The sequence below is a fragment of the Streptomyces sp. TLI_185 genome, assembly GCF_003814765.1.
In the GTDB taxonomy this organism is placed as follows: domain Bacteria; phylum Actinomycetota; class Actinomycetes; order Streptomycetales; family Streptomycetaceae; genus Streptomyces.
Map to the genome: position 1 here is coordinate 5203849 of NZ_RKRB01000001.1, position 12980 is coordinate 5216828.

Genomic DNA, 12980 nt, shown 5'->3' on the forward strand with positions numbered 1-12980 from the left:
ACGACGGTCGGCGCGCGCAGCGGAACTCGGACGTGAGCCACGTCACCGGGCCGGCCGGGCTCCACGGCTCAGGCTGGGCTGCGAGCGCAGGGGCGCCATCTCGTTGGCCCCTTCGAGCCGCTGAAACAGGAACGGACACGTCCCACACCACATGGAGAGCTCGAACGCGGGCTTCCCATCAAGCACCAGCAGCCTGCGCCGCGGCGCCGACCCCAGTTCCTGGAGCTCTGTCTCGAACCGCAGCCTCGCCTCAGATCCGGGCACTCCGAGCCTGCGCGGCTCCCCAACGACAATGCTCACCACGCCCACGACCGTACGAGGACCCAGCACCACGCACCAAGCCGGTTTTTCAGGATGCGGCGAGTTGCTCTCCTGTGCATGAGTCGCAGAGGTCCAAACGGTCGGGGACTGGGTAGCTCCGCTCAGCAGCTGAGCTACCCAGTCGCGCTCTCAGTCTGCAATGGGCAGGTATACCCGGTTCCCTGCCTGCGCGAACTCCTTCGACTTCTGCAGCATCCCCTCAGCGACCTCCTCGGGCGTCGCCCCCTCAGCCGCCGCACCACCGAACCGCTCTGTGATGCTTTGGCTGATCTTCATCGAGCAGAACTTCGGCCCGCACATCGAGCAGAAGTGGGCGGTCTTGGCCGGCTCCGCCGGGAGGGTCTCGTCGTGGAACTCCCGTGCCGTGTCCGGGTCCAGGGCGAGGTTGAACTGGTCCTCCCACCGGAACTCGAAGCGGGCGTCGGACAGCGCGTCGTCCCATTCCTGCGCACCGGGATGCCCCTTGGCGAGATCGGCTGCATGGGCGGCGATCTTGTAGGTGATGACGCCGGTCTTGACGTCGTCACGGTTGGGCAGGCCCAGGTGTTCCTTGGGCGTGACGTAGCAGAGCATGGCCGTGCCCCACCAGGCGATCATCGCGGCACCGATGCCAGAAGTGATGTGGTCGTACGCCGGCGCGACGTCCGTCGTCAGCGGGCCGAGCGTATAGAACGGAGCTTCATCACAGATCTCCTGCTGAAGGTCGATGTTCTCCTTGATCTTGTGCATCGGGACGTGTCCCGGGCCCTCGATCATGGTCTGTACGTTGAAACGCTTGGCGATCCGGTTGAGTTCCCCGAGCGTGCGCAACTCCGCGAACTGCGCCTCGTCGTTGGCGTCCGCGATCGACCCCGGCCGCAGGCCGTCGCCCAGCGAGTACGTGACGTCGTAGGCGGCCAGGATCTCGCAGAGTTCCTCGAAGTTCTCGTACAGGAACGACTCCTTGTGATGCGCGAGGCACCACGCTGCCATGATGGAGCCGCCGCGCGAGACGATGCCGGTCTTGCGGTTCGCGGTGAGCGGGACGTACGGCAGACGGACGCCCGCGTGGACCGTCATGTAGTCCACGCCCTGCTCGGCCTGCTCGATGACGGTGTCCTTGTAGATCTCCCAGGTGAGCTCCTCGGCGCGGCCGTCGACCTTCTCCAGCGCCTGGTAGAGCGGCACCGTGCCGATGGGGACGGGGGAGTTGCGCAGCACCCACTCGCGCGTGGTGTGGATGTTGCGACCGGTGGACAGGTCCATGACCGTGTCGGCGCCCCAGCGGGTCGCCCAGGTCATCTTCTCGACCTCCTCCTCGATGGAGGACGTCACCGCGGAGTTGCCGATGTTGGCGTTGACCTTCACCAGGAACCGCTTGCCGATGATCATCGGCTCGATCTCCGGGTGGTTGACGTTGGCCGGCAGCACCGCGCGGCCCGCCTCGATCTCCTCGCGGACCACCTCGGGCGAGACGTTCTCCCGGATGGCCACGTACTCCATCTCCGGCGTGATCTCTCCGCGGCGGGCGTACGCGAGCTGGGTGACCGCCTTGCCGTCGCGACTACGGCGCGGCTGACGCGGCCGGCCCGGGAAGACCGCGTCGAGGTTGCGCAGACCGCCTCGTGGAGAGGTGTGCTTGATCCCGTCGTCCTCGGGACGGGCGGGGCGGCCCGCGTACTCCTCGGTGTCACCGCGGGCGATGATCCAGTTCTCGCGCAGCGGGGCGAGCCCCCTGCGCACATCGGTGTCGACGAGCGGATCGGTGTACGGGCCCGATGTGTCGTACAGCGTGACCGACTGCCCGTTGGTGAGATGCACCTGACGGACCGGCACCCGCAGATCGGGGCGTGAGCCCTCGACATATGCCTTGTGCCAGCCGATGGACTTCCCGGCCTCCTGGGACTGTTCGCCCTGAATGGGCTGTTCGTCCTGACTGGAGGCAGGCGTGCGTGCGTCCTTGTTGGTCATGAGACCTACTCCCTACGCCGGCATTACCCGGTAACAGGTTCGGCGGTCGACGCAGCGGTTTCCGTCTGTCGACGTTTCGTGGGGAACATCACTCGACTTCGGTGCTGTTCCACGTGAAACATCGCTGGGACGGAGGTCAGCGCCCTCTCAGCCCGGTGCTCCGAGCTCCCGCGTGTGCAAAGGTGCCTCCACGCTAGCGTCAATTCGGGCGCGCTGAACAGAGGGCCCCTGTCGTTCTTGCGATGATCGGGCGGTGACCACGACACATCAGCCCCCGTACCCCCCTCCGGAGCCGTCCCGCGGGCACGGCTCCAGGGACGGCAGCGGCCGTGGTTCCGGGGCCGGGCACCACCACGAGCCGGGAGCCGGCGCCGGGCACGGTCACGAGTCCGGTGGCGGGCAGGGGCCGGGGCACGGCCATGGTTCCGGCGGCGGGCACGGTCACTCGCACAGCCACGGTCCGGCGGCCCCCGTCTCCAAGCACCTGCGCAAGGTCATCGCCGCCATCCTCATCCCCTTCACCGCGGCCGTGCTGGTCGGCCTCGTGGTGCTGTGGCCCGGCGGCGCCCCGGCGCACAAGCGCTCCGGGGTGGGCTTCGACCGGCAGACCCAGCAGGCGACCGTCACCAAGGTCGTGAGCGTGAGCTGCAAGTCGGTGAACGCCTCGGGCGAGACCCCGACAGGGGACACCTCCACCGCCGAGGGGTCCTCCGCCCAGCAGCAGGCGAGCGGCACCTGCAAGAAGGCGACGATCCGCGTCGACACCGGCAAGGACAAGGGCCGTACGTTCACCGAGATCGTGCAGCCGGACCAGTCGCGGCAACTGCACGAGGGTGAGAAGGTCGTGGCGGCCTACGAGCCCTCCGCGCCGAAGGACCTGCAGTACTCGGTCGCCGATGTGAACCGCCGCTTCCCCATGGCGCTGCTGGCCGGCATCTTCGCGCTCGCCGTCGTGGTGGTGGGCCGGATGCGCGGGCTGATGGCCCTGGTCGCGCTGGCCGTCAGCTTCATGGTGCTGACCTTCTTCATCCTGCCCGCGATCCTGCAGGGCTCGAATCCGCTGCTCGTGGCGGTGATCGGGTCGAGCGCCATCATGCTGATCGCGCTCTACATGTGTCATGGGCTGTCGGCCCGTACGTCCGTGGCGGTGCTGGGCACGCTGCTCTCGCTCGTGCTGATCGGTCTGCTCGGCTCCGAGTTCATCGGCTGGGCCGCACTGACCGGCAACACGGACGACAACACCGGTCTGATCCATGGCCTGTATCCGTCGATCGACATGAGCGGTCTGCTGCTCGCCGGCGTCATCATCGGTTCGCTCGGTGTCCTCGACGACGTGACGGTCACCCAGACGTCTGCGGTCTGGGAGTTGCACGAGGCGAATCCGTCGATGGGCTGGCGGGGGCTGTACCGGGCGGGCATCCGTATCGGCCGCGACCACATCGCATCCGTCGTCAACACCCTCGTCCTCGCCTACGCGGGCGCCGCGCTGCCCTTGCTGCTGCTCTTCTCCATCGCGCAGAGCAGTGTGGGGGCGGTCGCCAACAGCGAGCTGGTGGCGGAGGAGATCGTACGGACGCTGGTGGGCTCGATCGGCCTGGTCGCCTCGGTGCCGGTCACGACGCTGCTCGCGGCCCTGGTGGTCGCGGCCGACCGTCCCGGCCCGGAGCCGGCGGCGGGAACGGTGGGCGCAGCGCCTGCTGCGGCGCGTACGGGGCGGGGCCGACGGCGCAAGCGGTGAGGCGAGGGCCACTCCGGCACGAGTGAACAGACACTTCGGGCAGTTCGGGGTCCAGCCACCCTGCGCATGGAGAAGCGTTACTGCGCCCTCCGCATCCCACGCAGAAGCGTTCCGGCCGGCCCCCGCTCTACCGTCTCAGCCCGCGCTCTGCTCCTCCGCCAAGATGCGGTCCAGAGCCTCGTCGAGGTGGGCGTCGAAGTCGGCGAGAGAGCCCTCCTGACCTAGTGGCACCAGCTTGTCGGTGCGGTCGAGGAACGCGATGAGCGACGCCGTGGACGCACGGAACAGCGCCTGGTCGCGGCCGACCTGAAGCCGGATCAGGACCTCCGCCAGGGAGTCCGCTTCGGCGGGCGAGACGCGCACATCTCCTTCCCCGCACGGCCGACACACCCCGTCGATCAGCAGCTCACGACCGAACGCCCAGGTCACCGGCGCATCGCCGGGCAGGTGGAAGGTCAGCCTCACGGCATAGGGATCACAGCTCTCGTAGCGCAGCTCCACCGGGATGCGGAAGGAGAGCTCCTCGGACACGAGAAAGCTCATCATGACCTCTGCCTGTACGGACTCGCGCATCGCCTACCCCGTCATGTGAAGCCGACCGGCTGGGAGTGATCCCCTGACACTGGTGGAATCTTGCTGAACGTACACGACAGATCACAAGGAGTGAGTTTTCAGATACTGATAGAGATCGCGAGTGACCCCATCAGCCGTCCGATTTCGCTCTGCAGTTGCCGGGTCGCGGACATCAGCCGGTCGGCCTGATGAGAGGGCAGAGAAATGGCCATCGTCGCGGCCGTCGTGCCCACGGTGATCGGAATCGCGGCGCAGACCGTCCCCAGCGCGTACTCCTGCCGCTCCGTCACCGGGTCCATCCGCCGCGTTCGCTCGAGCCGCCGCAGCAGGGTGTGGTTGTCACGCACGGTGTACGGGGTGATGGACTGCACGGGGTAACGGTCGAGGTGGTCGCGACGGGCCGCGTCGTCCAGCTGGGAGAGCAGGCACTGGCCGATCGCATGCGCGTGTGCGGTCTCGCGGAAGTCGGCCCACTCCTCGACGGCCGGGTTGCCCGGGGTGTCGGAGACGCACATGACCTCGATCTCGCCATCCCGGTACACGGCGTAGTACACAGGCACGCCGATCGCGTCCCGCCAGCCGGCGAGTGCGTCGACGATCGTGCTGCGACGTTTCTGCTGGGCTCCGCTGCTGCTCAGTCGCACCGCCGCGTCGCCGAGGAAGAACAGGCCCTTGTCCCGGCGCAGATAGCCCTCGTGGACGAGGGTGCGCAGCAGGTGGTACGCCGTCGGAAGCGCCAGACCGGTCTCGCGGGCCAGCTGTTTGGCGGGAGCTCCGTGCTCGTGCCCGGCGACGCATTCCAGCAGGCGCATCGCGCGCTGGACGGATCCGATGAGGGTCGCGGACTGAGGCTGCGCCGGAGCGGTTTCCGGGGACGGCTGCACCGGTGGTTCCGTCGGGCGCGACCGTCCTGGTGGTGCCGTCACACGTTCCTGCGTCGAGGGACCTGGCTGTTCGGGGGGCCTGATGCGGCGTCCCGGGGCCAGGGTGGGGGGTACGTGGGGGTCTGTGGGCGCGGTGTCTACCGTGGCCAAGGGTCACTCCCGAAGCGCGAGGGGGCTGCCCGTGCTGTGGGGAACACGGGAGGGGGTGTACGCCGCTCGCGGGGTCGCCCCCGCGTCGAATTCCGGACTCTAATGGCCAGATGCCGCCTTGAGGCGTCCTGTCCGGAAAACTTCCCTCGCGCGAGGGAACCGGTGATTCCTGTTACCGATCACCGGTGTCCCAGGGCTCTCACCAGTCGCTGCGCGACGAGGAGCTCGACGTGAACTTCCGTACGACGTAGATCAGTCCGCCGACCAGTGCCACGAAGACCAGCACCTTGAACAGCAGCCCGATGACGAAGCCGACGACGCTGGCTATCAGCCCGCCGAACACGACGAGCGCGATGACCGGCACCGCGATCCACTTCACCCACCACGGCAGTCCGCCGAAGATCTCTCCCATTGCGCTCGCCCTTACCTCTCCGCCCGGCTGCTGTGCAGGGGCCCATTGATGTCCTGCACTCGATGCTAGGGCCGGCAGGGGCGCCGGCGGGGGCCTCGCACCCCTTGTCCTCCCCTGACTGATCCCCTAGGGAACCCCGAGACGGCGGGTCAGCTTTCCGGGGGAGAGAACACCACGAGCACCCGCAGGTCCTCGCTGATGTGGTGGAACTTGTGGGCGACACCGGCCGGCACGTACACCACGCTGCCGCGGGCGACCTCGGTGGTCTCCAGACCGACGGTGACAGAGGCGCGGCCGCTCACGACGAAGTAGACCTCGTCCTGGTTGTGTGGCTTCTGTGGATCATGTTCGCCGGCATTGAGCGCATACAGACCGACGGACATGTGCCGCTCACGCAGAAACTGCAGGTAGGCACCCTCGTTGGCGGCACGTTCCGCCTCCAGTTCGTCCAGCCGGAATGCCTTCATCGCAGTTGCCGCCCTCGTCCCACTGCTCGTGACCGATCTCGTCTGCCACGATCAGACACATGAAGAATTTTGTAGTCAAGACGATCGCCAACGCGGGTGCCCTGGCGGTCGCCGTATGGCTGCTCGACAAGATCACCCTGACCGGTGACAGCACGGGCAAGAAGGCCGGCACCCTGATCATCGTCGCACTGATCTTCGGCTTGGTGAACTTCCTGGTCAAGCCGATCGTGAAGCTGCTCACCTTCCCCCTGTTCATCCTGACGCTGGGTCTGATCACCCTCGTGGTCAACGCCCTGATGCTGCTGCTCACCTCGTGGCTGGCCGACAAGCTCGACCTGAGTTTCCACGTCGAGGGCTTCTGGACGGCGGTCCTGGGCGGCCTGATCATCTCCATCGTGTCCTGGGCGCTCCACGTCGTCCTGCCCGACAACGACTGAGCACACGATGAGCTATCGCGTCTGCTTCGTCTGCACCGGCAACATCTGCCGCTCCCCGATGGCGGAGTCCGTCTTCCGGGCCCGCATAGCGGAGGAGGGACTCGACGGCCTGGTCGAGGTCGACAGCGCCGGTACCGGCGGCTGGCACGAGGGCGACGGCGCCGACCCGCGCACCGTCTCCGTCCTGGAGGGGAGCGGCTACGACAGCAGCCACACGGCACGGCAGTTCCAGCCGTCGTGGTTCTCCCGCCTGGACCTCGTCATCGCCCTCGACACCGGCCATCTCAAGGCCCTGCGCCGCCTTGCCCGCACCCCGGAGGAGGCGGCGAAGGTGCGGCTGCTTCGCTCCTACGACCCCGCAGCGGGCGGCGACCTCGACGTACCGGACCCGTACTACGGGGGCATGGACGGCTTCGAGGAGTGCCTTGAGATGGTGGAGACGGCGAGCGAGGGGCTGCTTGCCGAGGTACGCAAGCAAGTGGAGGTAGAAGCGGTATGAGCGATTCCGGTACGGGCCCGTCGACGGGCAGTGGTGACGGCACCCGCGCGGTGCGGGCCGGGCTGCCCGAGCCGGCCAAGAACCAGCCGCACCTGCCCGGACCGGCGTTCGCAGCCCACTACCATCTGCCGGGTGACGTCGACGGCCCGTACACCTACGGCCGGGACCAGAACCCGACCTGGAGCCTGCTGGAGCGGGCCATCGGCGAGCTGGAGGCGCCCGGGCAGGAGGGTGTCGAGACCCTCACCTTCGCCTCCGGGATGGCCGCCATCTCGTCGGTGGTCTTCTCGCAACTGCGCGCAGGGGACACGGTCGTCCTCCCCAGCGACGGCTACCAGGTGCTGCCCATGGTGCGCGAGCAGTTGGAGGCGTACGGCATCGAGGTGCGCACCGCGCCGACCGGCGGCGACGCCCAGCTCGACGTCCTCGACGGCGCGAAGCTGCTGTGGATCGAGTCGCCCTCCAATCCCGGGCTCGACGTGTGCGACATCCGGCGGCTCGTCGAGGCGGCGCACGCGCGTGGCGCCCTAGTCGCCGTCGACAACACCCTCGCCACGCCGCTGGGGCAGCGTCCGCTGGAGCTCGGCGCGGACTTCGCCGTGGCCAGTGGCACCAAACAGCTCACCGGGCACGGGGACGTCCTGCTCGGCTACGTCGTCGGCCGCGACGCGGAGGCCATGGCCGCCGTACGCCGCTGGCGCAAGATCGTCGGCGCGATTCCGGGGCCCATGGAGGCCTGGCTCGCGCACCGTTCGATCGCCACGCTCCAGTTGCGCGTCGACCGGCAGTGCGCGACGGCTCTCACCGTCGCCGAGGCGCTGCGGAAGCGGCCCGAGGTGACCGGCCTGCGCTACCCGGGCCTGCCCGACGACCCCTCGCACAAGATCGCCTCGCAGCAGATGCGCCGCTACGGATGCGTGGTGTCCTTCACGCTGCCCACGCGCGCGCGTGCCGACCGATTTCTCGATGCCCTGCGGCTCGTGGACGACGCGACGAGCTTCGGTGGGGTGCGGTCGACGGCCGAGCGGCGTGGGCGCTGGGGCGGGGACGCCGTGCCGGAGGGCTTCATTCGCTTCTCGGTCGGTGCCGAGGACCCCGAGGACCTGGTGGCGGATGTGCTCCGCGCGCTGGACGCGTCGGCGGAATGACGGCTTCAGCGACTGCCTTACGGTCGGCAGGTCGATGCCCGGCTACGCACAACGGACGGTCCGAGCCTCCCCCCTCGTGGCTCGGACCGTCCTCGGTTCCTCGCGCGAAGAACCGCGCGAACAAGGCTAGTTGACTCTGTGTCAGTGTCCAATCACAGTAGCGACAGAGACCTATCGACTTATTTATAGTTGGGCCCTGCCTGGGGGCCGGGAGAGGGGCAGGGAACTGGGGAGGACAAACCATGGATCTGGCCTTGCTGCGCACCTTCGTGACCGTGCACCGGGCCGGTTCCTTCACCCGCGCCGCCGCCCTGCTCGGCCTGTCGCAGCCGGCCGTGACCTCGCAGATCCGCACGCTGGAGCGGCAGCTGGGCCGCCCTCTGTTCCTGCGGCAGGCCCGCGGAGTGACCCCGACGACCATCGGGGACGAACTCGCGCACAAGGCCGCTCCGCATCTCGACGCCCTGGTGGAGATCGCCGAGACCGGCCTCGACGACGAGTCCTCCTTACGGACCCTGCATCTCGCCGGTCCTCCTGAATTCACCGCGGAACGGGCACTGCCCGCCCTCACGGAGCTGACCGGTGAGGACGGCCAGGGCTTCGCACTGCGCGCTTCCTTCGGGAACGCCGAGGAAACCCTGGAAGGACTCTCCGCCGGACATCACGATCTGGCCATCTGTACGGCCCGCCCACGCGGTGCCCTGCTCACGGCGACTCCACTCTGCGACGAAGAACACGTCCTTGTCGCGAGCCCCGAACGGGCCGAGCAGATAGGCCCCGGGAAGCCGCGCCGCAAGGGAGCTCCCGCCCTGGATGACGTCCCCGTGATCGAGGTGCACGAGTCACTGCCCTTCGTCTCCCGCTACTGGGCCTCCGTCTTCGACTCCCGCCCTGCGGCACCGGGCACCGTCATCGTTCCCGACCTGCGTGCGGTCCTGGCCTGTGCCGTCGCGGGCGCGGGGCTCGCGGTGCTGCCCCGCTATCTGTGCGGGGACGCCCTGGAGCGCGGTGAGATCGTCGCCCTCCACGAACCCGCGGTACCTCCGCTGCGCACGTACTTCCTGGTGGTCCGCACCGGCACCCTCGCGATGCCGCACATCGCCCGGGCTCACGAATGGCTGCTGAGAGCTGCCGCCGACTGGTGCTGACCAGCACTTTCCCGGCAGTCACGGGGAGAGCTCGACCGGTGACATCCCGCGATGTTTCACGTGGAACCAACCGGGCCACATTTCTCCCATGACCGTCCGACCCGTGGTCAAGCGCACCGCACGTGCCGTTCTGCTGGACGGCGACAACCTGATCCTGATCAAGCGCACCAAGCCGGGTGTCGATCCCTACTGGGTCACTCCCGGTGGCGGCGTCGAGCCCGGGGACACGACCGTCGTCGACGCCCTGCACCGAGAGGTGTACGAGGAACTCGGCGCCAAGATCACCGACGTGGTGCCCTGCTTCGTGGACACCGTGGAGCACATCGGCGAGGACGGCGGCGCGACCGGCGTAAAGGTGCAGCACTTCTTCGTCTGCCGGCTGGAGTCGATGGACACGTCCCTGCGGCACGGCCCCGAGGTGGACGAGCCCGCCGGCGAATACGAGATCGTGCGGGTGCCGTTCACCCGCGTCGGGATCGCCTCGGTGCATCTCGTACCGCTGTCCCTGCGGCACTACCTGGACGGGAACATCGAGGGCGTACGCGCCATGCACGCCCCGGACCTGGGCTGATACCCGGCACCGGATCAGTCTCCGGTGGCGACGAGCTCCTCCACCGAGTCGTGCCGTATTCGCTCCGACGGGATGCCGATGTGCCTCAGCGCATCCACACCGCTGCGGATCATTCCGGGCGGGCCCGAGAGATAGGCGTCGAACTCGTTCCACGGCCCGTACTCGCGTATGGCGTCCGGGAGCTGGAGATGGGCCTGCTGGTCGATGACCGCGCGGACCGAGAGCCAGGGGTGGGACTGCTGGAGTCTGAGCATCGTGTCGATGTCGTAGAGGTCGTGGTCCGTGCGGGCGCCGTAGAACACCTCGACAGTCCGTCGTTCGCCGTGTTCGGCGACGTCCTCCACCAGTGCCTTGATGGGTGCTATGCCGGTGCCGCCGCCCAGGCACAGCAGTCCGCTGTCGGTGGTGTGGTCGACGGTCATCGAACCGGCCGGCGGGCCGAGGCGGATGATGTCGCCGGGGCGGGCGCGGTGCACCAGCGCGTTGGAGACCCAGCCCGCGGGGACGGCCTTCACATGGAACGTCAGCAGACCGTCGGAGCGGGGTGCCGAGGCGAAGGAGTAGTGCCGCCAGATCCGTGGCCACCACGGCGTCTCCAGGCTCGTGTACTGCCCGGCGAGGAACGGATAGGGCTGGTCGGGGCGGACCGTGACGACCGCCACGTCCGGGGTCCTGAGGTCGTGCGCGACGATCTCGGCGTACCACCAGGCCGGGGCCCGCAGTTCGTCCACGGCCGCTGCGTCGATCATGACCTGCGAGATGGTCGTGTACGCCCGCACCCAGGCCGCCTCCATCTCCGTGTCCCAGACACCGGAGGCGTACCTGCTCAACGCGCCGATGAGGCACTCGCCGACGGCCGGGTAGTGCTCGGCCCTGGTGCCGTACTTGCGGTGACCACGGCCGAGGTTCTGCAGATACGCGACGAGGACCTCGGTGTTGTCGATGTGCTCGGCCGCGGTGAGCAGCGCCTTGAGCAGCCGGTCGCGCTGAGTGTCCATCGCGGCCGGGAACAGCGACCGCAGATCGGGGTGTCGGACGAAGAGCAGCGCGTAGAAGTACGAGGTGACCTTGTCGGCGATCGGCGCCACCTCGGCCATGGTCCGACGGATGAGGAGGGCATCCGGTGACGCGCTCTCGGCCCGGGCCTGAGCGAGGGGCTCCTGCGGCTGCGCTGCGGGCGCGGTGGCGCGCTGGGTGGGCACGCGCAGGTCGGCGGGGAGTGCCTCGGAGGAAGAGCGCTCTGCCGGAGGGGGCTGTGCCGCTGAGAGTTGTGGGGCAGCAGCCGGAGCGGGTTCGGCGGGTGGCGCCGGCTGCGGAACGTCCTTCGCCGGCTGGTCCTTGTCCGTGTCCGCCGCGGTCCTGCCCATCGGGCGCATCGCGGCGAGGCGGCTGCCTTCGGCCGCCTCACGCTCGCTGTCCGGAGTCGACGCAGGCTGCGTGCGCGGCGTGAACCAGCCGCCGCTCCCGCCGCCGGAAGTGCCGTTGTCGGCCGACGCGGTGGTCGGAGCGTCCATGGTGTGCCTCGCCTCGAACATCTTTCGGTCGGTCTGCGCACTTCCTCGGTCGGAAGGTGCCTTTTCCCCCGCAGACGGCTTGCTTTCCCCGTTTCATGCCGCGGCCGATGCGGCCACATTCAACCCGGATTCACGTTCTGTACGGACAAGTAAGGCGAGAGTGTGACATTGACCGCAGTGCACTCACCGCAGCATCCCACCCCGCATGGACACTCCGACCGCATTACCGCAAATGCGGGTCTTCGATCTCTCCGTCCCGATACGCTGCATCGCCCTGCACTCGGTCCGCACAGGATGTGTACACCTCGCCCCGCAGCGAACCGGAGTCGACCATACCGGCCAACGCTCCGATCACAAGTCCCCCCTTCCTCCACCACGAATGGGAGAGCGGGCGAACCATCAATTCCTTCAATTACCGGGCGTGACGCACCAATTCATAGGCTTCCCACAGATCCCCGCCCATGTACGAGTGTGTCGCAAGACCGGACAGATGACGGTCCGCATTGACCGCCACCGAGATCGGCACCGCAGCAAACAGATCCGTGTCCGACAGCGAGTCGCCATAGGCAATGCAGTCCTCCCGGGTCACACCGAACTCCCCGCACAGCCGGTCGGCGATCTCGACCTTGGCCGCAGCAGTGAGAACTCCGGACGGATCGACGGGCTCGGTGAACGGCACGGCGGGAAAACGGGACCCGAACGCCGCGTGCGCGCCCCACCCGATGAGCCGCTCCACGAAGAAGGAGGGCGACAGCGATACGACGGCACAGTAATTACCCGCCTGCCGGATCTCCTCCCAGACCTCACGGATGCGCTCCAGCCACGGAGCACCTTCGAAGGCGGCCGACACGTGCATCTCGGTGAGTTCCGTCCAAAGCTCGTAGACCTGTGCCGCATACTCCGGCGGCCCTATGAGCCCCGCCGAGATCGCCTGATCGAGCGCTACCGTCTCGGCTTCCAGCCCCAGCTGCCGCGAGATCTCCACGGGCGCCGACGTGCCCTGCAGCAGCGTGCCGTCGAGGTCGAAGAGATGAAGTCTTGCCATGGGACCCGAGGCTAACGGGACCCGTGGCGGACGCCTCGAGTGAAACCACTTGATGCCCGGTGTTCGCCCGTGTTTCACGTGAAACACCCAACTGACCTCGGCGCGCTGTGCACTTGCCCACGA

13 protein-coding genes and 1 riboswitch are annotated in these 12980 nt (G+C 68.2%); of the genes, 6 read left to right on the forward strand and 7 right to left on the reverse strand.

What is annotated here, in order from left to right; translation table 11 throughout:
- Window positions 1-450: 450 nt before the first annotated feature.
- Window positions 451-2271, reverse strand: coding sequence for a phosphomethylpyrimidine synthase ThiC (thiC, locus tag EDD92_RS23925; RefSeq protein ID WP_123966201.1), 1821 nt, complete (start codon window positions 2269-2271; stop codon window positions 451-453).
- Window positions 2264-2453: riboswitch (TPP riboswitch) on the reverse strand. (Overlaps the previous gene by 8 nt.)
- 71 nt (window positions 2454-2524) lie before the next feature.
- Between thiC and EDD92_RS23930 the strand changes: the two genes are divergently transcribed.
- Window positions 2525-4009 (forward strand): YibE/F family protein, encoded by a 1485-nt coding sequence (locus EDD92_RS23930; protein ID WP_123966202.1) that lies wholly within the window; start codon window positions 2525-2527, stop codon window positions 4007-4009.
- Window positions 4010-4144: 135 nt separating this feature from the next.
- Here the strand turns inward: EDD92_RS23930 and EDD92_RS23935 are convergent, their stop codons facing one another.
- The 4 genes from EDD92_RS23935 to EDD92_RS23950 form a co-directional block, all read right to left on the reverse strand.
- Window positions 4145-4582, reverse strand: a complete 438-nt coding sequence (locus EDD92_RS23935) for an SsgA family sporulation/cell division regulator (protein ID WP_030938811.1) — start codon at window positions 4580-4582, stop codon at window positions 4145-4147.
- Window positions 4583-4680: 98 nt separating this feature from the next.
- Entirely contained in the window at window positions 4681-5466 is a 786-nt protein-coding gene (locus EDD92_RS23940) for an IclR family transcriptional regulator (protein WP_123966203.1), read from the reverse strand.
- Window positions 5467-5815: 349 nt separating this feature from the next.
- On the reverse strand, window positions 5816-6028 hold the full coding sequence (locus EDD92_RS23945; protein WP_123966204.1) for a DUF5326 family protein: 213 nt from the start codon (window positions 6026-6028) through the stop codon (window positions 5816-5818).
- A 149-nt stretch (window positions 6029-6177) separates the two neighbouring features.
- Window positions 6178-6495, reverse strand: coding sequence for a cupin domain-containing protein (locus EDD92_RS23950; RefSeq protein ID WP_123966205.1), 318 nt, complete (start codon window positions 6493-6495; stop codon window positions 6178-6180).
- Window positions 6496-6554: 59 nt separating this feature from the next.
- On the opposite strand from EDD92_RS23950, the gene EDD92_RS23955 reads away from it, so the two are divergent.
- The 5 genes from EDD92_RS23955 (at window position 6555) to EDD92_RS23975 (ending at window position 10298) form a co-directional block, all read left to right on the forward strand.
- Complete coding sequence (locus EDD92_RS23955; protein WP_123966206.1) at window positions 6555-6932, forward strand: phage holin family protein; 378 nt, start codon at window positions 6555-6557, stop codon at window positions 6930-6932.
- 7 nt (window positions 6933-6939) lie between these two features.
- Window positions 6940-7431: a low molecular weight protein-tyrosine-phosphatase gene (locus tag EDD92_RS23960; RefSeq protein ID WP_123966207.1), complete on the forward strand. Its 492-nt coding sequence runs from the start codon at window positions 6940-6942 to the stop codon at window positions 7429-7431.
- Window positions 7428-8579 (forward strand): cystathionine gamma-lyase, encoded by a 1152-nt coding sequence (locus EDD92_RS23965; RefSeq protein WP_123966208.1) that lies wholly within the window; start codon window positions 7428-7430, stop codon window positions 8577-8579. Before EDD92_RS23960 ends, EDD92_RS23965 begins: the two co-directional genes overlap by 4 nt.
- Window positions 8580-8821: 242 nt before the next feature.
- Window positions 8822-9727: a LysR family transcriptional regulator gene (locus tag EDD92_RS23970; RefSeq protein WP_123966209.1), complete on the forward strand. Its 906-nt coding sequence runs from the start codon at window positions 8822-8824 to the stop codon at window positions 9725-9727.
- Between the two features lie 88 nt (window positions 9728-9815).
- Complete coding sequence (locus EDD92_RS23975; RefSeq protein WP_123966210.1) at window positions 9816-10298, forward strand: NUDIX domain-containing protein; 483 nt, start codon at window positions 9816-9818, stop codon at window positions 10296-10298.
- A gap of 14 nt (window positions 10299-10312) precedes the next feature.
- Here EDD92_RS23975 and EDD92_RS23980 read toward each other — a convergent pair whose 3' ends face one another.
- Both EDD92_RS23980 and EDD92_RS23985 read right to left on the reverse strand, forming a co-directional pair.
- Window positions 10313-11812 carry a globin domain-containing protein gene (locus EDD92_RS23980; protein ID WP_260326713.1) on the reverse strand — a complete coding sequence of 500 codons (1500 nt, stop codon included), beginning with the start codon at window positions 11810-11812 and terminating at the stop codon, window positions 10313-10315.
- Between the two features lie 412 nt (window positions 11813-12224).
- The gene (locus tag EDD92_RS23985) at window positions 12225-12857 is read right to left on the reverse strand and encodes an HAD family phosphatase (protein WP_123966212.1); all 633 of its coding nucleotides are present in this window, start codon (window positions 12855-12857) and stop codon (window positions 12225-12227) included.
- Between the last annotated feature and the right edge of the window lie 123 nt (window positions 12858-12980).

Bases quoted from the DNA above. Each gene is read 5' to 3' on its own strand.
- thiC (WP_123966201.1), bottom strand. From the start codon at position 2,271: ATGACCAACAAGGACGCACGCACGCCTGCCTCCAGTCAGGACGAACAG.
- EDD92_RS23935 (WP_030938811.1), bottom strand. From the start codon at position 4,582: ATGCGCGAGTCCGTACAGGCAGAGGTCATGATGAGCTTTCTCGTGTCC.
- EDD92_RS23945 (WP_123966204.1), bottom strand. From the start codon at position 6,028: ATGGGAGAGATCTTCGGCGGACTGCCGTGGTGGGTGAAGTGGATCGCG.
- EDD92_RS23950 (WP_123966205.1), bottom strand. From the start codon at position 6,495: ATGAAGGCATTCCGGCTGGACGAACTGGAGGCGGAACGTGCCGCCAAC.
- EDD92_RS23955 (WP_123966206.1), top strand. From the start codon at position 6,555: ATGAAGAATTTTGTAGTCAAGACGATCGCCAACGCGGGTGCCCTGGCG.
- EDD92_RS23960 (WP_123966207.1), top strand. From the start codon at position 6,940: ATGAGCTATCGCGTCTGCTTCGTCTGCACCGGCAACATCTGCCGCTCC.
- EDD92_RS23965 (WP_123966208.1), top strand. From the start codon at position 7,428: ATGAGCGATTCCGGTACGGGCCCGTCGACGGGCAGTGGTGACGGCACC.
- EDD92_RS23970 (WP_123966209.1), top strand. From the start codon at position 8,822: ATGGATCTGGCCTTGCTGCGCACCTTCGTGACCGTGCACCGGGCCGGT.
- EDD92_RS23975 (WP_123966210.1), top strand. From the start codon at position 9,816: ATGACCGTCCGACCCGTGGTCAAGCGCACCGCACGTGCCGTTCTGCTG.
- EDD92_RS23980 (WP_260326713.1), bottom strand. From the start codon at position 11,812: ATGGACGCTCCGACCACCGCGTCGGCCGACAACGGCACTTCCGGCGGC.
- EDD92_RS23985 (WP_123966212.1), bottom strand. From the start codon at position 12,857: ATGGCAAGACTTCATCTCTTCGACCTCGACGGCACGCTGCTGCAGGGC.